19 protein-coding genes are annotated in these 22,876 nt (G+C 74.2%); 10 read left to right on the forward strand and 9 right to left on the reverse strand.

Annotation, left to right across the window (positions count from 1 at the left end; all coding sequences use genetic code 11):
• Positions 1-94 precede the first annotated feature (94 nt).
• Positions 95-487, reverse strand: coding sequence for a phage holin family protein (locus G7063_RS14035; RefSeq protein ID WP_166414941.1), 393 nt, complete (start codon positions 485-487; stop codon positions 95-97).
• 50 nt (positions 488-537) lie between these two features.
• Here G7063_RS14035 and hisC point away from each other — a divergent pair, with 50 nt between their 5' ends.
• A complete protein-coding gene (hisC, locus tag G7063_RS14040) occupies positions 538-1,605 on the forward strand; it encodes a histidinol-phosphate transaminase (protein ID WP_166414942.1) in 1,068 nt (355 codons plus the stop codon).
• Positions 1,606-1,612: 7 nt separating this feature from the next.
• Here the strand turns inward: hisC and G7063_RS14045 are convergent, their stop codons facing one another.
• Positions 1,613-3,334, reverse strand: coding sequence for a hypothetical protein (locus tag G7063_RS14045; protein ID WP_166414943.1), 1,722 nt, complete (start codon positions 3,332-3,334; stop codon positions 1,613-1,615).
• Entirely contained in the window at positions 3,331-3,645 is a 315-nt protein-coding gene (locus G7063_RS14050) for a hypothetical protein (protein ID WP_166414944.1), read from the reverse strand. The genes G7063_RS14045 and G7063_RS14050 overlap by 4 nt, the downstream gene beginning before the upstream one ends.
• 143 nt (positions 3,646-3,788) lie before the next feature.
• Here G7063_RS14050 and purB point away from each other — a divergent pair, with 143 nt between their 5' ends.
• Positions 3,789-5,243, forward strand: a complete 1,455-nt coding sequence (gene purB, locus G7063_RS14055; RefSeq protein ID WP_166414945.1) for an adenylosuccinate lyase — start codon at positions 3,789-3,791, stop codon at positions 5,241-5,243.
• A 91-nt stretch (positions 5,244-5,334) separates the two neighbouring features.
• Here the strand turns inward: purB and G7063_RS14060 are convergent, their stop codons facing one another.
• The 6 genes from G7063_RS14060 to G7063_RS14085 form a co-directional block, all read right to left on the reverse strand.
• Positions 5,335-6,258 carry a Ppx/GppA family phosphatase gene (locus G7063_RS14060; protein WP_166414946.1) on the reverse strand — a complete coding sequence of 308 codons (924 nt, stop codon included), beginning with the start codon at positions 6,256-6,258 and terminating at the stop codon, positions 5,335-5,337.
• Between the two features lie 56 nt (positions 6,259-6,314).
• Positions 6,315-8,324 (reverse strand): carbohydrate-binding domain-containing protein, encoded by a 2,010-nt coding sequence (locus G7063_RS14065; protein WP_166414947.1) that lies wholly within the window; start codon positions 8,322-8,324, stop codon positions 6,315-6,317.
• Between the two features lie 89 nt (positions 8,325-8,413).
• Positions 8,414-9,205 carry a VTC domain-containing protein gene (locus tag G7063_RS14070; RefSeq protein ID WP_240916113.1) on the reverse strand — a complete coding sequence of 264 codons (792 nt, stop codon included), beginning with the start codon at positions 9,203-9,205 and terminating at the stop codon, positions 8,414-8,416.
• The gene (locus tag G7063_RS14075) at positions 9,202-9,798 is read right to left on the reverse strand and encodes a DUF4956 domain-containing protein (RefSeq protein WP_166414948.1); all 597 of its coding nucleotides are present in this window, start codon (positions 9,796-9,798) and stop codon (positions 9,202-9,204) included. Before G7063_RS14075 ends, G7063_RS14070 begins: the two co-directional genes overlap by 4 nt.
• A 118-nt stretch (positions 9,799-9,916) precedes the next feature.
• The gene (locus G7063_RS14080; RefSeq protein ID WP_166414949.1) at positions 9,917-11,836 is read right to left on the reverse strand and encodes an LGFP repeat-containing protein; all 1,920 of its coding nucleotides are present in this window, start codon (positions 11,834-11,836) and stop codon (positions 9,917-9,919) included.
• Positions 11,837-11,956: 120 nt separating this feature from the next.
• Complete coding sequence (locus G7063_RS14085) at positions 11,957-13,219, reverse strand: glutamyl-tRNA reductase (protein WP_166414950.1); 1,263 nt, start codon at positions 13,217-13,219, stop codon at positions 11,957-11,959.
• 50 nt (positions 13,220-13,269) lie between these two features.
• Here G7063_RS14085 and hemE point away from each other — a divergent pair, with 50 nt between their 5' ends.
• The 8 genes from hemE (at position 13,270) to G7063_RS14125 (ending at position 22,537) form a co-directional block, all read left to right on the forward strand.
• A complete protein-coding gene (gene hemE, locus G7063_RS14090) occupies positions 13,270-14,382 on the forward strand; it encodes a uroporphyrinogen decarboxylase (RefSeq protein WP_166414951.1) in 1,113 nt (370 codons plus the stop codon).
• On the forward strand, positions 14,382-15,896 hold the full coding sequence (locus G7063_RS14095) for an NAD(P)/FAD-dependent oxidoreductase (protein WP_166414952.1): 1,515 nt from the start codon (positions 14,382-14,384) through the stop codon (positions 15,894-15,896). Before hemE ends, G7063_RS14095 begins: the two co-directional genes overlap by 1 nt.
• 146 nt (positions 15,897-16,042) lie before the next feature.
• Positions 16,043-16,828 (forward strand): hydrogen peroxide-dependent heme synthase, encoded by a 786-nt coding sequence (gene hemQ / locus G7063_RS14100; protein ID WP_166414953.1) that lies wholly within the window; start codon positions 16,043-16,045, stop codon positions 16,826-16,828.
• The gene (locus G7063_RS14105) at positions 16,825-18,174 is read left to right on the forward strand and encodes a ferrochelatase (RefSeq protein WP_166414954.1); all 1,350 of its coding nucleotides are present in this window, start codon (positions 16,825-16,827) and stop codon (positions 18,172-18,174) included. Before hemQ ends, G7063_RS14105 begins: the two co-directional genes overlap by 4 nt.
• Positions 18,171-19,148 (forward strand): hydroxymethylbilane synthase, encoded by a 978-nt coding sequence (gene hemC, locus G7063_RS14110; RefSeq protein ID WP_166414955.1) that lies wholly within the window; start codon positions 18,171-18,173, stop codon positions 19,146-19,148. Before G7063_RS14105 ends, hemC begins: the two co-directional genes overlap by 4 nt.
• Positions 19,149-19,243: 95 nt before the next feature.
• The gene (locus G7063_RS14115; RefSeq protein WP_166414956.1) at positions 19,244-20,044 is read left to right on the forward strand and encodes a uroporphyrinogen-III synthase; all 801 of its coding nucleotides are present in this window, start codon (positions 19,244-19,246) and stop codon (positions 20,042-20,044) included.
• 151 nt (positions 20,045-20,195) lie between these two features.
• Positions 20,196-21,182, forward strand: a complete 987-nt coding sequence (gene hemB / locus G7063_RS14120) for a porphobilinogen synthase (protein ID WP_166414957.1) — start codon at positions 20,196-20,198, stop codon at positions 21,180-21,182.
• The gene (locus G7063_RS14125) at positions 21,179-22,537 is read left to right on the forward strand and encodes a glutamate-1-semialdehyde 2,1-aminomutase (RefSeq protein WP_166414958.1); all 1,359 of its coding nucleotides are present in this window, start codon (positions 21,179-21,181) and stop codon (positions 22,535-22,537) included. Before hemB ends, G7063_RS14125 begins: the two co-directional genes overlap by 4 nt.
• Positions 22,538-22,876 lie beyond the last annotated feature (339 nt).

Below are 22,876 nucleotides of genomic sequence, written 5' to 3' on the forward strand. Positions count from 1 at the left end.
TGATCGACGAAGGGATGGGCTGCCGCGCCACGCGACCCGCCCGTTCTTTGTGGAGGTTCCACAAAACCTAGGACCGAGGTCCCGGAACAGGCGCTCAGCGCTCCTTGCGGTCCGCGCGGCCGATCGCGATCGACCCGAGGAACGACACGAACGTCACGAGGAGGGCCGCCACGAACGCCGTCCAGAAGCCCCCGTCGATCCGGATGCCCCACGACGTCTTCCCCGTGATCCATGCCGTGAGCATGAGCATGAGCGTATTGACGACGAACGTGAACAGGCCGAGCGTGAGGATGTAGAACGGCACCGAGAGGAACGCGACGATCGGCCGCACAGCCGCGTTGACGACCGTGAAGATCACCGCGGCGCCGAGCAGGACGGCGATCATGCCCTCCGTCGAGCCCGCACCGACGATCTCGAGTCCGGAGACGAGCAACGACGTGATCCACAGGGCGAAGGCGTTGACGACGACACGCAGCACGAAGGTCATCCCTTGATCCTGCCAGCAAGCCACCTCCGTGTCAGTGGGATGCTGTCCCCGTGAGCGACAACCCCCAGCTGCGGCCCGCGGTCGACGCGCTGCCCGCCTACGTCCCCGGTGCCCGCGCAGGAGCGACCTCGTTCAAGCTCTCGTCGAACGAGAACCCCTACCCCGTGCACCCCGCCGTCGTCGCCGCGATCGTCGACGCCGCGCAGGACACCAACCGCTACCCCGACATGCACGCGACCGAGCTGTGCGCCGCGATCGCCGACATGGTCGGCGTCCGTGCCGAGGAGGTCGTCGTCGGCAACGGCTCCGTCGCGGTGCTCGCGCACGTGCTCGGGGCGTTCGTCGACGCGGGCGACGAGGTCGTCCTCCCCTGGCGGTCCTTCGAGGCCTACCCCATCGCGATCCAGGTCGCCGGGGGCACGGGCGTCAACGTCCCACTCGCCGAGGGCGGCAGGCTCGACCTCCCCGCGATGGCCGCGGCCGTCACCGAGCGCACCAAGGTCGTCCTCGTGTGCACGCCCAACAACCCCACCGGCCCCGCGGTCCACGCCGACGAGCTCGACGCGTTCCTCGCCGCGGTGCCGCGCCACGTCGTCGTCGTCCTCGACGAGGCGTACGTCGAGTTCGTCCGCGACCCCGAGGCACCCGACGGCGTCGCCGTCTACGCCGCGCACCCCAACGTGGTCCTCCTGCGCACCCTGTCGAAGGCCTACGGGCTCGCGGGCCTGCGCGTCGGCTACGCCGTCGCCCGTCCGCGCCTCGCCGCCGGCATCCGCGCCGTCGCGACGCCCTTCGGCGTCTCCCACGTCGCACAGCGCGCCGCGATCGCCGCGATCGGCGTCAAGGACCGCCTCCTCGAGATCGTCGACGAGCTCGTCGACGAGCGCACCCGGCTCGTCGGCCTCCTCGCCGCGCAGGACTGGGACCTGCCCGAGACCCAGGCGAACTTCGTGTGGCTCCCGCTCGGCGAGCAGACCGTCGCGCGCGCCGCCGAGGCCGCGAGCGCCGGCGTCGTCGTACGCCCCTTCGCGGGCGAGGGCATCCGCGTGAGCGTCGGCGAGCCCGAGGCCACCGACCTCTTCTGCGAGATCGCCGCGACGTGGCGCGAGGACGCCTGAGCCTCGCTCAGTCACCCGTGGGTTCCGGCACGTAGATCGTCACGGGTCCGGCAAGGGACCTCGCGAGCGGGCCCGACGCGCGACCGCCGACGTCCGCGAGCACCCCGTCGATCGCCTCGGTGACGCGCGAGCCGTCGAGCGCCGCCGCCGCGGCGGCGCCGTTGCCCGTCGAGTGAAGGCTGTCGCTGGGCACGAGGGACCCGTCCGCGGCCTCGTCCGGCCGCACCGTCACCGTCGTGCGCGTGAGCGTCGCCGGGTTGTCCCGGCCGTCGAGCTCGTGCACCTCGTCGCCCTCGACCTCGATGTGCAGGGCCTCGACCTCGTCCGGCAGGTCGATCCCGCCCGCAGGCGCACCCACGGTGACGAGCCCGCCCGAGCCACGCTTCGCGGCGAGCAGCGCCCCGATCGCGCCGCCCTGGCTGTGCCCGACGAACACGACCTTCTCCCCGTCCTTGACGCCGGCGACCTTCATGGACTGCTCGACCGCGCGGATCGCCTGCTCGTTCCGCCCCAGGAGCGCGCCCGTGTTGCCGCCCCACGTGCGGGAGTGGTCGGCGGCCCAGAACCCCTTGCTGAACGGCTTGATCGCGCCCTCGCTCCCCGGGACGTAGACGACCCACGAGCTCGAGCCGTCGCGCCGCAGGGTGCGCTGCACGCCGACCGCACCCTCCGGGGCCGTCCTGTTGATCGCGTCGAGCGTCGAGAGCGCCTCAGCCGTCGACCCTGCGCGCGCGGGCTTCGACCCGACCTCTCGGGCTCGCATGACCGGCGTCGGCAGCTCCTCACGCAGCTTTCCCGTCCACAGGTACGTCATCGGCTTCGCGACGAGCTCGTCGACCCCGCGCACGAGGACGTCCGCGGTCCCGGCACGCGAGAGCGGCTCCACCGGCAGCCCCGTGAGCAGGCGGCCAGCGACCTCGACCGGGTACAGCGGTGCGCGCAGGTCGGTGACGATGTCGAGGGCCGGCGTCGCGAGGTCGGCCCGCTCGGCCCCGTCACGCGTCCCGTCGAACGCCGTGCCGGCGGCCCGGGACAACGCCGAGACCCCGGCGACCACGGGGATCATCCGGACGAGCCGTTGCCACATCGGGCGTTCCCCGCGCGGCAGCGCGTTCACCTCGGCCTCCTCATACACCTCACGCGCCCCGACGAGCCCGTCCGCGAGCCGGCCGGCCTCGTCGGCTGCCATGCCCAGCGTGGTGCCGAGAAGCGCGAGCGCCCCCTGCGTGTCGGCGGCACCGGCCACGACCTCGGCGCGGGCCGTCGACGGGTCGCCCCACGCCGACGCCGCCGCGTCCTGCAGGGAAGCGACAGCGAGCGCCGTGCAGAGCCGGCCCTCGAGCCCGTCGACGTCCGTGCCCGCGCTCGCCGCCTGGTCCACCGCGCCCGACAGGCCCACCGCGAGACTGCGGAACGTCGTCGTGAGCGACGCGAGCTCGTCGAGGTCGACCGCCACGTCCGTGACGCCCCCCGCGACCGAGATGCCGCGCGGGAGCGGCTCCGGGCGGGCGATCGCGTCGTCGTACGGCACGACGCAGCCCGGGGGTGCACCGTCCGCCCCCGGGCGGACGGAGGTGTGCCGGTAGTCGTCCGTCCTCGACGTGCCTGGGGCTGCCTCCGCCGAGGGCACCGTCCCGCGCAGGCCACGCTGGAGCGTGCCGAGCGCGGACGGCGGCAGGCCCCCGTCCGGGAGGCCGGGCAGCGTCACGTCCGGAGACCGGCCGTTCACGGTCGCACCGCCTGCGCGGCACCGACGACGTTCTCCGCCGTCTCAGCGGCGGACCTCAGCGAGAACAGCGTCCGCTCGACCTCGGCCAGCTGCTCCGTCGCACGCTCGAGGTCGTCCCCCAGGAGCCCGACGAGCTCGCGAAAGCGCGTCGCAGCCCCCGACCGCCACGTCGTCGAGCCCACCGCGCGGAGCGTCACCTGAGCCGACGCGAGCGCGCCACCGACATGGTCGAGCCGCGCGGCGAGCCACGCGAGCTCGGCGCCGTCAGGGGCAGGGTGGAGGGGCAGGGTGGGGCTCTGTGCGTCCGTCATGTCCGAGAACGTAGGTGCGTCGACGACTCCCCGCGCGCCGGACGACGACATCCGTGGACAGGCGCCCGCGGGCGCCGCCTGTGGTCAGGTCGCAGGCCGGACGACCCCACCGCGACGTCCGTCCCCCGTGGGAGGATGCCGCCATGCCTTCGACGACGCCCACGCCCGTGACCGACCGCGTCATCCTCGCCGACGCGAACCCGCCGATCGCCCTCGGGGCGCTCGACGGCCGCTACCGCCGGGCGGTCGCACCGCTCGTCGACCACCTCTCCGAAGGTGCGCTCAACCGCGAGCGCCTCCACGTCGAGGTCGAGTGGCTCATCCACCTCACCGACCAGCAGGTCGTCCCGGGCGCCGCCCGTCTCTCCGAGAACGAGAAGGGCTACCTGCGCGCGATCGTCTCCGACTTCGGCGCCGCCGGCATCGCCGAGCTCGCCGAGATCGAGCGCCAGACGGTCCACGACGTCAAGGCCGTCGAGTACTTCATCAAGCGCCGCATCGCCGCCGCACCCGGCGTCCTCGGCGACGCCACCGCGCTGCCGTCCGTGAGCGAGCTCGTCCACTTCTCCTGCACGAGCGAGGACATCAACAACCTCTCCTACGCGCTCATGGTCCAGGGCGCCGTCCGCCAGGTGTGGCTGCCCACCGCCGAGGCGCTCGTCGAGCAGATCGCGGACATGGCCCGCGAGCACGCCGACGTCCCCATGCTCTCGCGCACGCACGGGCAGCCCGCGACCCCGACGACCGTCGGCAAGGAGCTCGCCGTCCTCGCGCACCGCCTGCGACGCCAGACCCGCCGCATCGCGGGCGCCGAGTACCTCGGCAAGCTCAACGGCGCGACCGGCACGTACGGCGCACACCTCGCCGCCGTCCCCGGCGCCGACTGGCCCGCCGTCTCGGAGACCTTCGTCGAGCACCTCGGCCTCACGTGGAACCCGCTCACGACGCAGATCGAGTCGCACGACTGGCAGGCCGAGCTCTACGCCGACGTCGCGCGCTTCAACCGCATCCTCCACAACCTCGCGACCGACGTGTGGACGTACATCTCGCTCGGCTTCTTCACGCAGATCCCCGTGCCCGGCGCGACCGGCTCGTCGACGATGCCGCACAAGGTCAACCCCATCCGCTTCGAGAACGCCGAGGCCAACCTCGAGATCTCCAACGCCCTCCTCGACACGCTCGGCGCGACCCTCGTGACGAGCCGCATGCAGCGCGACCTCACGGACTCCTCGACGCAGCGCAACATCGGCACCGCCTTCGGTCACTCGCTCCTCGCGATCGACAACGTCGCCCGCGGTCTCACCGCGCTCGCCGTCTCCGCGCCGACGCTCCTCGACGACCTCGACCACAACTGGGAGGTTCTCGGCGAGGCCATCCAGTCGGCCATGCGCGCCGCCGGCGTCGCGGGAGTCGCGGGCATGGAGAACCCCTACGAGCGGCTCAAGGAGCTCACGCGCGGCCACCGCGTCACCGGCCCCGAGATGCGCGAGTTCGTCGGCACGCTCGGCCTGCCCGCCGACGTCACCGAGCGCCTGCAGGCCATGACGCCCGCGACGTACACGGGCATCGCGAGCACCCTCGTCGAGCGCTACCTCTGACACCCCGACGACGGCCCCGTCCCCGCTGCATGCGGGGACGGGGCCGTCGTCGTCGGTACGGCGGTCTGCGAAGCGCCAGCGCGCGGAGAGCTCAGAGCGTGTCGGTCCGGCGCAGGATCGCGCCCTCGCGCATCGCCCACGGACAGATCTCGACCTCCGCGACCTTGAGCGCCCGCATCGCCTCCTCGGCGACGACCGCGCCGCCGACGATCTGGTACGTCCGCTCCGGCGTGATGCCCGGCAGCTCCGTGCGGCCCTGCGCGGAGAGCCTGGCCAGACGCGGCACCCAGTCCGCGAGCATCGACCGACGCAGGCGCCACCGGTCGTCCGGCCCGACGGCCTCGACCTGCATGCCCGCGAGCCGTGCGAGCGAACGGAACGTCTTCGACGTCGCGACGACGTGGTCGGGCCGAGGCCGCTCGTCGAGCTCGGCGAGCGCCTCCGCAAGCACCGTCCGCGCGTGCTGCCGCAGCGCGTCGACCTGCTCGGGCGTCGAGACGTCCGTGTCGAGGAACTGGATCGTCGAGCGTCCCGCACCGAGCGGCAGCGAGAACGCGACGTCCGGCACCTCGCCCGTCCCGTACGCGACCTCGAGCGAACCCCCTCCGATGTCGAGCAGGAGGATGCGTCCCGCGCCCCAGCCGTGCCAGCGGCGCGCCGCGAGGAACGTCAGCGCGGCCTCCTGCTCGCCCGAGAGGATGCCGATCGGTTCCCCGAGGATCTCCTCGATGCGCGCGATGACCTCGCCACCGTTGGGTGCCTCGCGGATCGCCGACGTCACGAGGACGAGCAGCTCCTCGATGCCGTGCTCACGCGCGAGCTCGCGACCGTCGCGGACGCCCGCGAGGATGAGCTCGACGCCCTCCGCGCCGATCGACCCGTCAGGCTCGAGGAAGCGCATGAGCCGCACGACCGAGCGCCGGTTCGCGACGGGCACGTGCGGACGGCCGCGCTCCGCGTCGACGACGAGCATGTGCACCGTGTTGGACCCGACGTCCAGGACTCCCAGCCTCATGAGGCGACGCTACAGGTGACCGCGCCCGGCGCACCGGGTGCCGCGCCCCGCGCCGATCACCGGCCGCCGCGCCCTCCCGCGGGAGCCTCGCCCGCGACGACGGTCGCGACCGTCGAGCCGTCAGCCGTGAGCGTGTAGCTCGCCGCGTCGGTGAGGTCCGCCGACGAGACGAGGACCTGCGTCGCCGTCCCCGACGCCGTGAGCGTGAGGATCTCGGCGCCCGACGCGTCGACGAGGGTGAGTCGCGTGCCCGCGGCGAGGGTCGTCGTGAGGTTCGCCTGCAGCCACGCCTGCGTCGAGGCGTCCGCATCGGGCACCTCGTTCATGCCGATCGCTCCGGTCGCGAGCACCGTGCCGCCCGTGAGCGCGAAGGTCCCGTTGGTGTCGAACGCGCTCTCGGGGTCGCGCGAGCCGCCGATGACGACGGTGCCCCCGCTCACCGTGAGCGAGCCGTTCGAGTCGAGGCCGTCGCCACCCGCGCTCACCGTGACGGTCCCGCCCGCGACGACGAGGCTCTGCCCGCCGTCGGCCTCCGAACCGCCACCCCCGCCAGGGCCGCCAGCTCCGTCAGGTCCGCCGCCCTGGCCGGGCCCGCCGCCGGCGGGCATCTCGGGTCGCGCACCGCCGTCGCCCGGGGGGCCTCCCTGCATGTCAGTGGGCATGTCGGTCGGCATGTCGGTGGGGCGCTCGCCCCCCGGGCCCGACCCGGGCGCCGCACCGGCGCCCGGGTCGGCCGTCCCCGTCGTCGTCGCCGTCCCCGGCACGTCGCCCGACGCGTTGAAGCCGTCGTCCGACGCCGTGACGTCGACCGTCCCGCCCTCGACCCGGATCGCGAAGCTCTCGACGCCCTCCTCGGAGCGCGTCACCGTGACCTCGCCCGCGGCGATCGTCAGCGCCGTGTCTGCGTGCAGACCGTCGTCCCCCGCCGCGAGCGTGAGGGTCCCGCCCTCGACGCGCAGCGCGCCGTCAGTAGTGAGCGCGTCCTCGGCCGCGTCGACGTCAAGCACGCCACCAGCCACGACGAGGTGGACGCCCGCCGTGACACCGTGAGGCTTTGCCGTCTCCGCGTCCGCGTCCGCGGACGCCGAGCTCACGCCGTCCGCCCCACCGCCCGCTGACACCGTGAGCGACCCGCCCGTGACGACGACGTCCGTCGACGCCTGCACACCGTCGTCACCCGCGGTGACGACCATGTCACCGCCGGTGAGCGTCACGGTCCCCGACGTCATGTCCTCGTCCTCGTCGCTCGTCAGGCCGTCCCCGCCCGCGTCGATCGTCACCGACCCGCCGCGGATCTCGAGGGCGTCCTTGCCGCGCAGGCCGTCGTCGACCGCCGTCACCGTGAGCGTGCCGTCAAGGACGGCGAGGTCGTCCGTCGAGACGATCCCGTCGTTGACGTGCGCCGTCACGGCGAGCGCGCCCGAGCCCGACACGGTGAGGTCGGCGTCCGACCACACCGCAGCGTCCGCCTCGTCGCCGTCGGCGCGCGAGCTCGCGTCCTCGAGCGTGCTCGTCGAGCCGTCGGCCAGGTGCAGGACGACATCGTCCGCGCTCGTCACCGCGATCGCGGCCGAGCTCGGCGACGTGATCCTCACGCCGTCGAGCACGAGGACGACGCGCGCGTCGTCGGGCGCCGCGACGACGACCGACCCGGCCAGCTCGCCCGAGAGCCTATAGACGCCCGCCGCAGAGATCGTCACGACGCTCCCCGACGACGTCACGCCCGCACCCGTCGTCGTCGCGCCGTCGCCCGCGAGAACGACGTCGACGACGGCGTCGGACGCCCACTCCTCGGGCGTCGTCACCGAGGCACGGGCATTCTCCGCAAGAACCGTCGTGGCGTCGAGCGACGCGTCTGCGACGATCGCCGCCGCCTCGGCGGCGCTCAGCGTCTCAGGATCCACAGGGTCGGTCGCGGACGCGTCGCCGGTGCAGCCTGCGAGCACCGACGCACCGCCGAGACCGAGGAGCGTCGCAGCGGCGAGCCGCCGCCCGGCGCCGGAACGTGCGCGCCCGTCCGGACGCGCAGGGCGGGTCGAAGGGCTGAAGGGGTTCGGACGAGTCATGAGAGGACCTTCCACGCAGAGGGTGCCTGGCCGACGGGCCACGGCAGGAACGAGGTGTCGCGGCCGAGGCCGCGGGAGCGCCGCGCGGCTCAGGCCGCGTGCAGCGGGAGGCGACGGAGCGTCGAGCACCACCGGTGCGCCGGGAGGGACGGATCGAGCACGACGAGGCCCGCACCGAACTTCGACAGCCGCGAGGGCCGCACACCCTCGCGCCACAGCGCCCGGTCGAGCACCGTCGCGCCGCCGGGCGACTTCGTCTCGACGACAGCGACGCCCTCGACACCGCACGCGGCCGTGCCCTCAGGATCGCGCCACACCAGATCGAGGTCGACGGTCGCTCGAGCACCGTCCGGGAGCGCAAGCGTCGTCCGCCTGTACGTCGTCCGCAGCACGGGCGCGAGCTCCCGCGGAGCGGGAGCCCCGTCCGACGGCACCCGCGCACGCAGGACCTCCGCCACATAGCCGCAGTCATCCGTCCCGAGGACGTCGTCCGCACCTGCGCGCGGTTGACGGTCCTTGACCGTGAGCCCGCGCGGCCCACGCGTCTTCACCTCCGTGAACGCGTCCCCGGTGTCGAGGTAGGTGCGGGAGCGCACCTTGACCCGACGGCGGCGCGCGTACGCCGACATGCGGAAGCACGTGAAGTCCGGCGTGTCGAAGTACACCGACCCGTACGCCGATGCCCGGCGGCCGCCGACGTCGAGGACCCGCACGCCCGCAAGGCGTCCGACGACCTCCGCGACGACGGGCACCGGCACGACGTACTTCCGGTCGACCCGCGCGAGCAGCCCCGCCGTCACGACGAGCTCGTCGAGCCCCACCGGCGCCAGACCCTCGACGACGCCGGCCCACGCCGGGGCGTCGAGCAGCGCCGCGCTCACGCCGTCACCGCGTCCGGCCGCGCCGCAGCCACCGCGGCGACCCTGCCCCCGCGCGGCTCACGGAACCGGACCATCACCGTCGTCGAGTCGTTGACGAGATCGAGCCGCACCACGTCGAGCGTGTGCGGCCGCACGCCGAGCAGCCGCTCGACGGCATCCCCGAGCGCCGCGTCGTCCGCGTACGCCGCATCGAGGACCACGAGCCGCTCCCTGTCACGCGCGAGAACCCCCGGCGCGTCGACGACGGCGAGGACCGCGACGAGCCCCGCGAGAAGCGTGATCGCCACCGGCAGGCTCGTCGCCCCGAGACCAGAGACGAGCCCGAGCGCGAGCGCCACGAAGTAGTACGCGACCTCGCGCTGGCTCAGCTCGGTCGACCGCAGCCTGATGATCGAGAGGACACCGAAGAGCCCGAGCCCGAGCCCCGCACCGACCGTCGTGCCCGAGAGGACGACCGCGACCGCCATGACCCCGACGTTGACGCCGAAGAAGGCGACGACCAGGTCCTTGCGACGGTGGCGCGGGTAGTAGAGCGCGAGGACGAGGACGCTGATCGCGACAAGATCGGCGAGGACAAGAGGAAGGTGCTGCACAGCAGGCTCCAGGGATCGCTGGGGTGTGTTCACCCTGAGTTCACCGTGGCGGCCTGCCGCGAACCTCGACGTTGGCTGGACGTCGGCTGCGAGTGTGAGCGCGCCCAGTGGACCGTCGTCAGCGGCGCGCCAGCACGACCTTCGTCGGGCCTGACCCCTTCTTGACGATCTTGCCCTTCGCGAACGACTGCGTGCACACCTTCTTCTTGCCCTTGCCCGTGCACGTGAGGTTCGAGGTCGGCAGGCCGAGCTTCTTCTCGTTCTTGAGGAACAGCGTGCGGTTGATGCCCGTGACGGCGACCGTGGCCTTGCCCGTGCGGGAGACGAGCGTCGCCGTCGAGAACTCCTGGCGGCACGTGTTGACGCCCTTGCTCTTCCGGCAGCTCGTCGGAGCCTTCGCGTACCCGACCGAACGACCCGCCTTCAACTTCGCGAGCCACTCCGCTCCGATCCGGCCGTTGACGTGCTGGATCCCGTACCGCGTGTGCGACGTGATCGCACCCGAGGCGAAGCGTTGCGCGCACACCGTGATCCCGCCCGCGGCCTTCGAGCAGTAGCGCGAGGTCGTCGGCCAGCCGAGCGAGCCGTTGCGCCCGCCCGTACGGACCCAGCGCGAGGAGAAGGTTCCCGTGACGGTGCGCGTGCCGTACGTCGGGTGCGTCGTCGCGTAGCCGCCCTGGAACCGCTGCGTGCACGCCTTCCCGGCGCTCGTGCAGCTCTGCTCGGCGCGCGGCAGGCCGAGCGAGCCGTTGCTGCCGCCCGACCCCACCCACACGGTCGAGAGCCGCCCGAGGACGGCGTGCGTGCCCGTGCTCGGCGACGTCGCCGCGTACCCGCCCGTGAACCTCTGCGAGCACACACCGCCCGCCCCGCACCGCTCAGCAGCCCGCGGCCAGCCGAGGGCACCCTTCTCCGAGCCGTCCGTCACCCAGCGCGTCCGCAGGACCCCCGGTGCCATCGTGAAGCCCGTCGACCCGGCCGAGGCGATCGTGCCGCCCGCGAACGTCTGCGCGCAGTAGCGCGGCGATCCCGCCGAGCAGCGGGCGTTCGACCGCTGCTTCCCGAAGCTGCCGTCGACGCCGCCGGCACGCAGCCACGCCGTCTGGACCGGACCCGTGACGCCGATCGTCGTCGAGCCGAACCACTGCGTGAACAGGCGCCAGAAGTTGCGGTTGCCGAACGACGAGCACGCGTCACCCGAGCCCGAGAGGTCCGCCATGGCTGCAGCGTTGGGGGTGTAGGGCGTGTAGTAGTAGAGGCCCGCGGTCGCCACGTTGTCGATCGTCACCGTGCGCGTGCCGCAGCTCGTGTTCGGGTGGTACTGGATCTCGTGGGTCTCGCCCGCGGGACGCCAGTTGTAGATGTCCGTCTCCTTGGCGTACCGCTGGTACTGGCGGCCCGCCCCGTAGATCTGGTTGAAGAACCCCGCGTTGTCGGGGTTGCAGCCGCCCGAGTCAGGGCAGGCGAAGCCCGTCGCGGCGTCGTACTGGCGCTGCGTCGGCGCGGTCGCGGTGACGAGACCCTGCTCCTTCTGCAGGAGCACGACGAGCGACTTCGCGCTCACGCCGCACGCAGCGGCGACCTTGGCGATGACGGTCGACGCCCGCTCGTTCTTCGCCCCCGTGTAGGCGCGGCAGTAGGAGTTCGCCTTGACGGACGCCGTCGTGAGGCGGAAGTCCCTGAGGCACGTCGGGCCGTCGGCCGCGGCGCACGTCGCGACCTTGGACTCGAGGAAGCTCTGCACCTGCGACGCGTTGAGGTCGGCGCCCGCGAAGAACACCTCGTCCGTGATGATGCGGCCGGCGTCGAAGAGGCCGAGCGCGGTGTCGAAGGTCTGACCCTCGTCGTCGTTCGCGGCGGCGACGGGTGCCGCCGCGACGGGCGCGACGGCCGGCACCGTCGCGGGCACGGCCTGCGCAGGCGGGATCCCGAGCCCGACGACGAGTGCCGCCCCGCACAGGAGCGCGGTCGTGCGGCGCGTCCCCGCTCGTGCGGTCGTGCCGGTCCTGCGTCGTGCGTCGGCCCACATCGTCGTCATCCGTCCACTGCGTCGTCGTCCGTGCTGCCGCTCCTGTCAGCAGCGTCCCCCGCGCGGCTCGGCCGCGCACAGGCCTCACCACCGTACGTCGGGAGTTCCCAGGGTGCGAGCCCCTACATGTCAGCGTGCAAGCCTGGCGACGGCCGCGGCCTTGGCGGCGAGGAGCGCCGCGTGCCGCCGGGCGAAGGCCTCGCGACGCGCTGCGCGCGGCTCGCGGGACGCGACCGACGCCTCGCGCTCGGCCACCGCCGTGAGCGCGAGCGCCTCCTCGCGCACGGCCGCGTCGACCCGCCGTCGCAGCTCGCGCCGCGCAAGCTCGTCGAGACCGTCGGTGACGAGCGCGTCGGCCTGCGCGACGGGACCAGCGCCCGCCGCGGGGGCGTGCGCGCCGATCGTCGCGAGATCGAGCAGGAGGACGCCGTCGACGTCCCCGACCGCGGAGTCGACGTCGCGGCGCAGCGCGAGGTCGAGGATGACGAGCGGACGCCCGAGCGGGTCAGGCTCGTGCGCAAGGCGCTCGGCCCGGTCCGTCGCACGCTCGCGCGCCGCCGCGACGCCCGCGGCGTCGAGCACGTGCCCGACGCGCCCCGAGCACGAGACGACGAGGTCCGCGTCAGCGACCGCGTCGACGAGCCCGTCGCCGTCGACCGCCACCCCGCCCCGCGCGCTCGCGAAGTCCTCCGCGCGGCCCGAGCGCGAGTGCACGCGGACGTCGAGCACCCCTCGGCTGCGCAGCGCCGCGAACGCCGCGCCCGCGTACGAGCCCGTGCCGACGAGCACGGCTCGCACCTGCCGCCACGGCGGCAGGCTCGCGCCCGCGAGGTCGAGCCCGACGCCGACGACCGAGCGACCGACGGTCCCGAGGCCCGTCGCGACCTCGACCCGGCGCGACGTGCGCGACGCCTGCTCGAAGAGGAGGTCGAGCGCAGGCGTCGACGTGCCGAGAGCGCGCGCACGCACGGCCGCGCGTCGCACCTGCCCCGCGATCTCCCGCTCGCCGACGACCATCGACTCGAGGCCCGACGCGACGCGCAGCAGGTGGCGCGCGGCATCGCCGTCGGCCCGGCGCGTGAGCGCGGCCGCGACCGCGTGGCGCGGCAGGCCCGTCGTCGCACCGACGACCTCCTCGACGCGCGCGGTCGCCTCAGCCGCGCCGTCCGCCTCGACGTAGACCTCGACGCGGTTGCACGTCGTGAGGACGACGGCGCCCCGCGCCGCGGGGGCGTCGGCACCCGACGTGGGGGCGTCACCGGTCCCGGGTACGCCCCTGCCCGGGGCGGGCGCGACGACGTCGCGCGCGAGCCCCGGACCCACCAACCCGAGCCTCTCGAGGAGGTCGAGATCGAGGTCGCGGTGCGACGCGGAGAAGGACCAGATGTTCACGGTGAGAATGATTGAACCACCGACACGAATTCGCGGCACAATCAGTTCTTGTGAATCTCGCGACGCATCCCCTTGCTGACGGAACGACATCTTCCTCGCGCGCCGTACGTGCATTTCGCGGCGACCGCCCCGACGTCACCCCCGTCTGGTTCATGCGCCAGGCGGGTCGCTCCCTGCCCGAGTACCGCCGCGTCCGCGAGGGCGTCGGCATGATCGAGTCGTGCCTGCGTCCCGAGCTCGCCGCCGAGATCACGCTTCAGCCCGTGCGTCGCCACCGGGTCGACGCCGCCGTCTTCTTCTCCGACATCGTCGTGCCGCTGCGGCTCGCGGGGGTCGACGTCGACATCGCCCCCGGCGTCGGGCCCGTGCTCGGCGCGCCCGTCCGCACTGCCGACGACGTCGCGCGGCTCGAAGAGCTCAGCCTCGACGACGCGGCGCTCGCGCCCATCGCGGAGGCCGTCGCCCTCACCGTCGCCGGCCTCGCAGCGGACCCCGGCGCGTCCGGGTGCGGTGACACCCCGCTCGTCGGCTTCGGCGGTGCGCCCTTCACCCTCGCCGCGTACCTCGTCGAGGGTCGCCCCTCGCGCGACCACCTCGCGGCACGCGCGCTCATGCACGCCGACCCCGAGCTCTGGGCGCGCCTGCTCACGTGGTGCGCGCGCGTCACGTCGGACTTCCTCGTCACGCAGGTGCGGGCCGGTGCGAGCGTCGTCCAGCTCTTCGACTCGTGGGCCGGCTCCCTGTCCCTCGCCGCCTACTCGGAGTCGGTCGCCCCGTTCTCCGCGCTCGCGCTCGAGGCCGTGCGCGCGCTCGACGTCGACGGGCAGCGCGTGCCCGTCGTCCACTTCGGCACCGGCACGGGCCACCTGCTCGCCGCGATGCGCGACGTCGGCGCGGACGTCGTCGGCGTCGACCACCGCACGCCGCTCGACGAGGCGTCCGCGCTGCTCGGGCACGCGACGCCGCTCCAGGGGAACGTCGACCCTTCCTTCCTCTTCACCCCGCGTGCGACGCTCGAGGCGCACGTCCACGACGTCCTGCGCCGCGGCCTCGCCGCACCCGCGCACGTCGTCAACCTCGGCCACGGCGTCCCGCCCGACGCCGACCCGGACGCCCTCACGGGCATCGCCCGCACCGTCCACGCGTGGCAGCAGGAGGACTGATGAGCCGCACGATCGTCGTCGGAGGAGGCGTCGCAGGCCTCACCGCCGCGCGCGAGCTTGCGCTCGCCGGACGCACCGTCGTCCTCCTCGAGGCGTCCGCGGACGTCGGCGGCAGCGTCCGCCCGCTCGTCGTCGAGCGCGGCGGCCTCGACGGCGCCGATCCGCAGTGCCCCGACGACTCCCCGTTCGAGCGCGTGACGCTCGACGGCGGCGCAGAGTCCTTCGCGACCCGCTCGAGCGCCGTCGGCGACCTGCTCGACGAGCTCGGGCTCGCGGGCGAGATCGTCACGCCGGCCGGAGCCCCCGCGTGGGTGCGGACGCCCGACGCGCTCATGCCGCTGCCCCGCTCGGGCGTCCTCGGCATCCCCGGCGACCTCGAGACCGTGCGGCGCACGCTCGGCACGGGCGCCTGGCTGCGCGCGCGGCTCGACGCCGCGCTGCCCGCGTCCGTCGGGACGCGCGGGTCGCGCGGGACGCGCGGGTCCGGGGACGACGGCGCCGTGAGCGTCGGGCACCTCGTGCGCGCGCGACTCGGCGACGACGTGCTGCGCGCCTTCGTCGCGCCCGTGACCGGCGGCGTCCACTCCGCGTCCGCCGACCTCCTCGACGTCGACGCCGTCGCCCCCGGGCTGCGCGAGGGCGTCGCCCGGCACGGATCCCTCGTCGCGGCCGCCGCCGCGCTGCGCTCCGCCGCCCCCGCCGGCTCCGCCGTCGCCGGGCTCCGCGGCGGCATGCACACGCTCGTCGCCGCGCTCCTCGCCGACCTCGTGGCCCGCGGCGTCGACGTCCGACGCTCGACGCACGTCGAACGCCTCGAGCGCACGGACGACGGCTGGCGTGTCCACACCCTCGGCCCCGCGCGGCGCGGTTCGTTCGAGGACGCCGTCGGCGCCCGCGCGACGGCCACCCTCGAGTCCGACGACGTCGTCGTCGCGACGACCGCCGGAGAAGCAGCACGACTCCTCGGCGCCCACGTGCCCGCGAGCGTGCTGCCCGAGATCCCGCACGGCCACGTGTGCCTCGTGACCCTCGTGCTCGCGGACCCGCGGCTCGACTCCGCGCCGCGCGGCACGGGAGTGCTCGTCGCGTCGGGCGTCAACGCCGCGCACGGCGTGCGCGCCAAGGCGCTCACGCACTCGAGCGCGAAGTGGGACTGGGTGCGCGACGCCCTGCCGAGCGGCCACCACGCGGTGCGCCTCTCCTACGGGCGGCTCGGCGGCGACCCCGACCCGGGCGACGCGTCCGCGACGTCCCTCGAACGCACCGGGCTCCACGACGCGGGCCAGCTCCTCGGCGTGCCGCTCACACCCGCGCACGTCGTCGGCGCGAAGGTCGTGCGGTTCGGTGCGGGGCTCCCTTTCGCAGCGATCGGGCACGCGGCACGCGTCGCCCGGCTGCGCGCCGTGCTCGACGACGTCGGCGGGCTGCACGTCACCGGGGCGTGGGTCGCGGGGACGGGGCTCGCGTCCGTCGTCGCGGACGCCCGGCGGATCGCCCCGGCGCTCCGCGGCTGAGCCCGGCGACATTTCCTGGAAATGTCGCCGGCATTCCTCGGGCGCTTTTCTGAGCCGTTGTCACGACGTCATTCCTGATCCCCGTCACGTCGAGAATTCCCTCGCCGCGTTTCCCCTCCGGCGCGCACGGGACCACAATCGATCCCATGAGCAACGACGCGTACGGCGCACCCACGTCCACGAACGACGGTCCCGAGCCCGTCGCCTACACCCTCTGGGCCGTCCTCCGACGCGACCCCGCCGCCGAGCCGCTCCTCACGCGCCTCCTCGGTGACGAGGTCGACGCGTCCGCGACGTCCGTCCCGCAGGACACCGTCGTCACGCTGCTCGAGGCCGCGTCCGACGACCTCGGCGCGCTCGTCGACGACCTCCCCGAGGGCGTCGACCTCCGCGGCCTCTACGACGCGTCCGGCCTGCGCGCCGACGCCGACGTCATCGTCTGGCTCACCGGCCCCACCGCCGAGGGCCTCCAGGCCGCGCTGCGCACCCTGCGCACGTCCGTCCTGCTCGGCGACCTCCTGCCCACGTGGAACGCCCTCGGCGTCCACCGTCCCGCCGAGTTCACCGCGCGCCACCTGCCCGCCTTCATGCGCGGCACCGAGCCCAAGGACTGGCTCACCGTCTACCCCTTCGTGCGGTCCTACGACTGGTACCTGCTGCCCGAGGACGAGCGTCGCGCGATGCTCGCCGACCACGGGATCAAGGGCCGCGAGTTCCCCCAGGTGCTCTCCAACACCGTCTCCGCGTTCTCCCTCGGCGACTACGAGTGGCTGCTCGGCCTCGAGGCCGACGAGCTCACCGACCTCGTCGACCTCATGCGCCACCTGCGCTACACCGAGGCCCGCCGCCACGTGCGCGACGAGCTGCCGTTCTACACGGGCCGCAACGTGAGCATCGAGCGTCTCGCCGCGATCCTTCTGGACGTCGCATGAGCGACGACGAGATCTTCCGGGGCGGGCTGCTTCCGCTCGTCCCCGCGGCGGACCCGCACGGCTCCGCGCACGACGACGCGCACGGGTGCGCGTGCGGCGAGGACGGCTGCGAGGAGGTCGAGGTCGACCTCGACGACTACCTCGCCGAGATCGCCGCCCAGCTGCCGCCGGTCGAGCCCTCGGAGCCCGTCGCATACGACGGCGTGCTCCTCGTCGGCTTCGGCGGGCCAGAGGGCCAGGACGACGTCCTGCCCTACCTCCGCAACGTCACCGCCGGCCGCGGCATCCCCGACGAGCGCCTCGAGGAGGTCGCCGTCCACTACCGCGCCCGCGGCGGCGTCTCCCCCATCAACGACCAGAACCGCGCGCTCCGCGCGGCGCTCGCCACCGAGCTCGCGACGCGCGGGCTCGACCTGCCCGTCCTGTGGGGCAACCGCAACTGGGACCCCTACCTCGCCGACACCCTGCGTTCTGCTGCGGACGCGGGCCACCGGCACCTCCTCGCGATCGTCACCTCCGCCTACTCCTCGTACTCCGGCTGCCGCCAGTACCGCGAGGACCTCGCGGGAGCGCTCGAGTCGACGGGACTCGCAGGCACGCTCCGCATCGACAAGGTGCGGCAGTACTTCGACAGCCCCGGGTTCGTCGCGCCGTTCGTCGAGGGCGTGCGCGGGGCGCTCGGGCGGCTGCGCGCCGCCGCAGCCTCCGCCTCGGGCGCCGCCTCGGGCGACGACGACGCGTCGGCCGACGTCCGCGTCCTCTTCTGCACCCACTCCATCCCCACCGCCGCGGCCGAGGTCACCGGACCCCAGACCGGCACCGACGGGCCCGTCGGCTGGGCCGACGGCGGCGCCTACGAGGCCCAGCACTACGCCGTCGCGAACGCCGTCATGGCCGCCGTCGACGACACCGTGCCGTGGGAGCTCGTCTACCAGTCACGCTCGGGCGACCCGCGCACCCCCTGGCTCGAGCCCGACATCAACGACCGCCTCGCCGAGCTCGCCGCCGACCCCGACGAGCGGCCGGACGCCGTCCTCATCGTGCCCCTCGGTTTCGTCTCCGACCACATGGAGGTCCTCTGGGACCTCGACACCGAGGCCCTCGCCACGTGCGCCTCGCTCGGCATCCTGGGCGAGCGCGTCCCCACGCCCGGCGTCCACCCCGCGTTCGTCGCCGGGCTCGTCGACCTCGTCGCCGAGCGCACCGCCGCCCCGACGCGCACCGCGACGCAGGCGACGTGCGGCGCCGCGGGCGTCCTCGGGCCCTGGTACGACAGGTGCCGGCCCGACTGCTGCACCGACCCGCGCGGTTCGGTCCGGGCCGTCGTCGCCGAGGACGTCGGATGAGTGTCGTGCGCGTCGGGACCCGCGCGTCCGAGCTCGCGCGCACCCAGACCGGGCACGTCACGGACGCGCTCAGCGCGGCCGCGAGCGCGGCCGGGACCCCGCTCGCGCTCGAGACCGTCCACGTGACGACCGAGGGCGACACGACGCGCGCGTCCCTCGCGCAGCTCGGCGGGACGGGCGTGTTCGTCGCCGCGCTGCGCGACGCGCTGCTCGACGGACGCATCGACGTGGCCGTGCACTCGCTCAAGGACCTGCCGACCGCGCCCGCCCGCGGCCTCACTGTCGCCGCCATGCCGCCGCGCGAGTCGCCGCTCGACGCGCTCGTCGCACGCGACGGCCTCACCCTCGCGGGGCTGCCGCGCGGTGCGCGCATCGGCACCGGATCGCCACGGCGACGCGCGCAGCTGCTCGCGGCTCGGCCCGACCTCGAGGTCGTCGACATCCGCGGGAACGTCGGCACACGCATCGCGCGCGCGCTCGGGCCGGACGCCGACCTCGACGCCGTCGTGCTCGCCGCCGCAGGTCTCGCCCGCATCGGACGGACCGCGCTCGTCACCGAGCCCCTTGACCCGTCCGTCATGACGCCCGCGCCCGGGCAGGGCGTCCTCGCCGTCGAGACCCGCACGGACGCCCAGATCCCGGGGCTGGCGGCGCTCGATCACGTGCCGTCGCGGCTCGCGGCGACCGCCGAGCGCGCGCTGCTCGCGCGGCTCGAGGCCGGGTGCGCGGCACCCGTCGGGGCGCTCGCTGCTGTCTCTCTGGACGGGGCGCGCATGCAGATCGACCTCGACGTCGTCGTCGCGTCGCTCGACGGGACGCGCGTGCTGCGGCACGGCGCGTCGCAGAGCGGCCCGGTCGTCGGCGCGGGCACGTACGACCTCGCCGCCGCCGTCGAGAGCGCGCAGTCGCTCGGCATCAACCTCGCGGAGATCATCTTCGAGATGGGCGCCGCCGACATCGCGCCGTTGCGGTGAGCGTCGACGGGTCCGCCCCCTCTCCTGCGCAACCACCGGACCGGGCGCTGGGGTCAGCCGGTCGAGCGGACATCCCCGAGCAGGGGCGCGCGCGGGTGCTCGTGCCGCGGGGCGGGCGGGCGGGGCGCGAGCTCGCGGCGGCGCTGGAGGCCGCCGGGTTCGAGCCGGTCGTCGCGCCGCTCATCACGTTCGGCCCGCCTGTGGATTCCGCGCCGCTCCTCGCCGGTGTGGTCAGGCTTGCGGAGGGCGGGTACGACTGGCTCGTGCTCACGTCCGAGCGGACGGTCGACGCCCTCGTCGACGCGTCGCCGGCGGGCGTCGTGCAGGTTCCGGCGACGACGCGGGTGGCGGCCGTCGGACCGTCGACCGCGCGCCGGGCGCGACGGGCCGGGCTCGACGTCGATGTCGTCCCGGAGTGGGACCGCACGGCCACGGGCCTCCTCGCGGCGCTCGCCTCCCCGCCTTCCCGACGGATTGACGCTGTCCCCCCATCGAACGGGGGAACAGCGTCAATCCGTCAGGAAGAGGGGCGGGTGGTGAGAGCCTTCGCACCCCGGTCCGCGATCGCCCGGCCCGAGCTCGTCGACGGGCTCCGCGCCGCCGGGTGGCACGTCGACGCGCCCGACGCGTACGTCACCGAGCTCGCGACCGCGCTGCCCGCGGGCGCGCTCGACGTCGACGTCGTCGTCCTCACGTCCTCGAGCACCGCCGAGACCTGGGCGACGCTCACCGGGCACGTCCCAGCTCCGCCATGGCGGGTCGTGAGCATCGGCCCACGGACGACGACGACCGCACGCACCTTCGGCCTGCGCGTCGAGACGGAGGCCACGACGCCCGACGTCCCCGCACTCGTCGCGGCAGTCCGACGGATCGTCGCCCCCTCCCCCGACTCGTAGGCCCGGAGCACCATCGAACGGCGCTGGCGGCCGACGAGTCGGCCGGCGACAGCGACTCGTAGTCGTCGCTGCACCTTGGCGCGGTGTCGGGACGCCTCGGACATGCCCGCCTGCAAGGATGAGAACAGACCCCGGACGAGTGGAGAGAACCATGACCCCCTACGACCGCCCCCGCCGCCTGCGCCGCACCCCCGCGCTGCGCGCCCTCGTGAGCGAGACCCGCGTCCACCCGCGCGAGCTCGTCCTGCCCGCCTTCGTCAAGGAGGGCCTCACCGAGCCGGCGCCGATCATGTCGATGCCGGGCGTCGTCCAGCACGACCTCGACTCGCTGCGCCGCGAGGCCGTCCGCGTCGCCGAGGCCGGCCTCGGCGGGCTCATGCTCTTCGGCGTGCCGCTCGAGCGCGACGCCGTCGGCTCCGGCGCGACCGACCCGGACGGGATCCTCAACGTCGCGACCGCCGCCGTCAAGGCCGAGGTCGGCGACGCCGTCGTCGTCATGACCGACGTCTGCCTCGACGAGTTCACCGACCACGGCCACTGCGGCGTGCCGCGCGCCGACGGCTCGGTCGACAACGACGCGACTCTCGAGCGCTACGCACGCATGGCCGTGCTCCAGGCCCAGCGCGGCGCGGACGTCGTCGCCCTGTCCGGGATGATGGACGGCCAGGTCGCGGCGGTGCGCGAGGCCCTCGACGACGCCGGGCGCACCGACACGGCCGTGCTCGCGTACGCCGCGAAGTACGCCTCCGCGCTCTACGGACCGTTCCGGGACGCGGTCGAGTCGACGCTCACGGGCGACCGTCGGACCTACCAGATGGACCCCGCCAACCGCCGGGAGGCGCAGCGCGAGGTCGCGCTCGACATCGCCGAGGGCGCGGACATCGTCATGGTGAAGCCCGCGAGCCTCTACCTCGACGTCCTCGCCGACGTCGCCGCGGGCTCGGACGTGCCCGTCGCGGCGTACCAGGTCTCGGGCGAGCTCGCGATGGTCGAGGCCGCCGCGGCCATCGGCTGGATCGACCGCGAGCGCACGATCGCCGAGTCGCTCACGGCGATCAAGCGCGCGGGCGCTGACCTCGTCGCCACCTACTGGGCCCTCGAGGCTGTCGAGAACCCGCAGGTGAGGGAGCTGCTGTGAGCAACGAGTCCGACTTCGCCCATGCCCAGCGGGTCCTGCCGGGCGGCGTGTCCTCACCCGTGCGGGCGTTCGGGTCGGTCGGCGGGACGCCGCGCATGCTGCGTTCTGCGCGCGGCGCGTACGTCACGGACGTCGACGGCGTCGAGCGCGCCGACCTCGTCGCGTCGTGGGGTCCGGCGCTGCTCGGGCACGCTCACCCCGAGGTCGTCGCCGCCGTGCAGGAGGCCGCCGCGCGCGGCCTGTCGTTCGGCGCCCCGACGGTCGCGGAGGCCGAGCTCGCCGACGCGGTCATCGCGCGCGTGCCGTTCGTCGAGAAGCTGCGGCTCGTCTCGACGGGCACCGAGGCGACGATGACGGCCGTGCGCCTCGCGCGCGGCGTCACCGGCCGGCCGCTCGTCATCAAGATGGCCGGCTGCTACCACGGGCACCTCGACGCGCTGCTCGCGCAGGCAGGCTCGGGCGTCGCGAACCAGGCGCTGCCCGGTTCGGCGGGGGTCACGGAGGCGACGGCCGCCGAGACCATCGTCGTCCCGTACGACGACGTCGCGGCCGTGGCCGCGGCGTTCGACGCCCACCCGGGGCGGGTCGCGGCCGTCATCGTCGAGGCAGCGCCCGCGAACATGGGTGTCATCGAGCCCGCGCCCGGCTACAACGCGGCGCTGCGGCGCCTGTGCTCGCAGCACGGTGCGCTGCTCGTGCTCGACGAGGTACTCACGGGCTTCCGCGTCTCAGCGGCCGGATGGTGGGGTCTCGAGGGGCGGCGCGAGGGCTGGGAGCCGGACCTCGTGACGTTCGGCAAGGTCGTCGGCGGCGGCATGCCCGTCGCGGCGGTCGGGGGGCGGGCGTCGGTCATGGACCATCTCGCGCCGCTCGGGCCGGTGTACCAGGCGGGCACGCTGTCGGGGAACCCGGTCGCGGTCGCGGCGGGGCTCGCGACGCTGCGCCTCGCGGACGCTGCGGTGTACGCGCACGTCGACCGGGTCTCGCGCGTCGTGTCCGACGCGGTGTCGGCCGCGCTCGACGCCGAGGGCGTCGCGCACTCGGTGCAGCGGGCGGGCTCGCTGTTCTCGGTCGCGTTCGGGACGTGGCAGGCGGGGGCGGCCGACACTCCCGGCCTCGACGCCCTCCCGCACGACGTGCCCGCTGGTCCGCGCGACTACGCGCAGGTGCAGGCGCAGGAGGGCTGGCGGTTCCCGCCGTTCTTCCACGCGATGCTCGACGCCGGGGTGGCGCTGCCGCCGTCGGTGTTCGAGGCGTGGTTCCTCACCGCGGCGCACGACGAGGAGGCCGTCGGTCGCATCCTCGAGGCGCTGCCGGCAGCGGCCCGGGCGGCCGCAACGGCGACGCGCCCCTAGCCGCAGCCCGTCCCCAACCGCGGCGTTCCACGCTCCACCACGGATTGACGGCTTCCGACCATTCGATGGTCGGAAGCCGTCAATCCTTCGGGGAAGAGCGTTGCCGCTACGTGCCACCAAGGTGCCGTCGCCCGTGGCCCGGCACACGACGCGCGACGGTCGGATAGCCGATCGGACCACGTGTTGCGCACGGATCCGCTATCGAGGGCCAGGCGACTCCGGGGCGCATCACTCGATAGCCGATTCGCCCACGTGTCAGGTACGGATCCGCTATCGAAGACCTGGCTCCGCCGGTGCGCATCGCCGGATAGCCGATTCGTACGTGTGAAGGGGTCCGAT

It is taken from the genome of Sanguibacter sp. HDW7 (assembly GCF_011300875.1).
Lineage (GTDB): Bacteria > Actinomycetota > Actinomycetes > Actinomycetales > Cellulomonadaceae > Flavimobilis.

What these genes read in the sequence shown, in the direction of transcription:
- G7063_RS14035 (WP_166414941.1), bottom strand. Translation starts at nt 487, where the DNA reads ATGACCTTCGTGCTGCGTGTCGTCGTCAACGCCTTCGCCCTGTGGATC.
- G7063_RS14050 (WP_166414944.1), bottom strand. Translation starts at nt 3,645, where the DNA reads ATGACGGACGCACAGAGCCCCACCCTGCCCCTCCACCCTGCCCCTGAC.
- purB (WP_166414945.1), top strand. Translation starts at nt 3,789, where the DNA reads ATGCCTTCGACGACGCCCACGCCCGTGACCGACCGCGTCATCCTCGCC.
- G7063_RS14060 (WP_166414946.1), bottom strand. Translation starts at nt 6,258, where the DNA reads ATGAGGCTGGGAGTCCTGGACGTCGGGTCCAACACGGTGCACATGCTC.
- G7063_RS14065 (WP_166414947.1), bottom strand. Translation starts at nt 8,324, where the DNA reads ATGACTCGTCCGAACCCCTTCAGCCCTTCGACCCGCCCTGCGCGTCCG.
- G7063_RS14080 (WP_166414949.1), bottom strand. Translation starts at nt 11,836, where the DNA reads ATGACGACGATGTGGGCCGACGCACGACGCAGGACCGGCACGACCGCA.
- G7063_RS14095 (WP_166414952.1), top strand. Translation starts at nt 14,382, where the DNA reads ATGAGCCGCACGATCGTCGTCGGAGGAGGCGTCGCAGGCCTCACCGCC.
- hemQ (WP_166414953.1), top strand. Translation starts at nt 16,043, where the DNA reads ATGAGCAACGACGCGTACGGCGCACCCACGTCCACGAACGACGGTCCC.
- G7063_RS14105 (WP_166414954.1), top strand. Translation starts at nt 16,825, where the DNA reads ATGAGCGACGACGAGATCTTCCGGGGCGGGCTGCTTCCGCTCGTCCCC.
- hemC (WP_166414955.1), top strand. Translation starts at nt 18,171, where the DNA reads ATGAGTGTCGTGCGCGTCGGGACCCGCGCGTCCGAGCTCGCGCGCACC.
- hemB (WP_166414957.1), top strand. Translation starts at nt 20,196, where the DNA reads ATGACCCCCTACGACCGCCCCCGCCGCCTGCGCCGCACCCCCGCGCTG.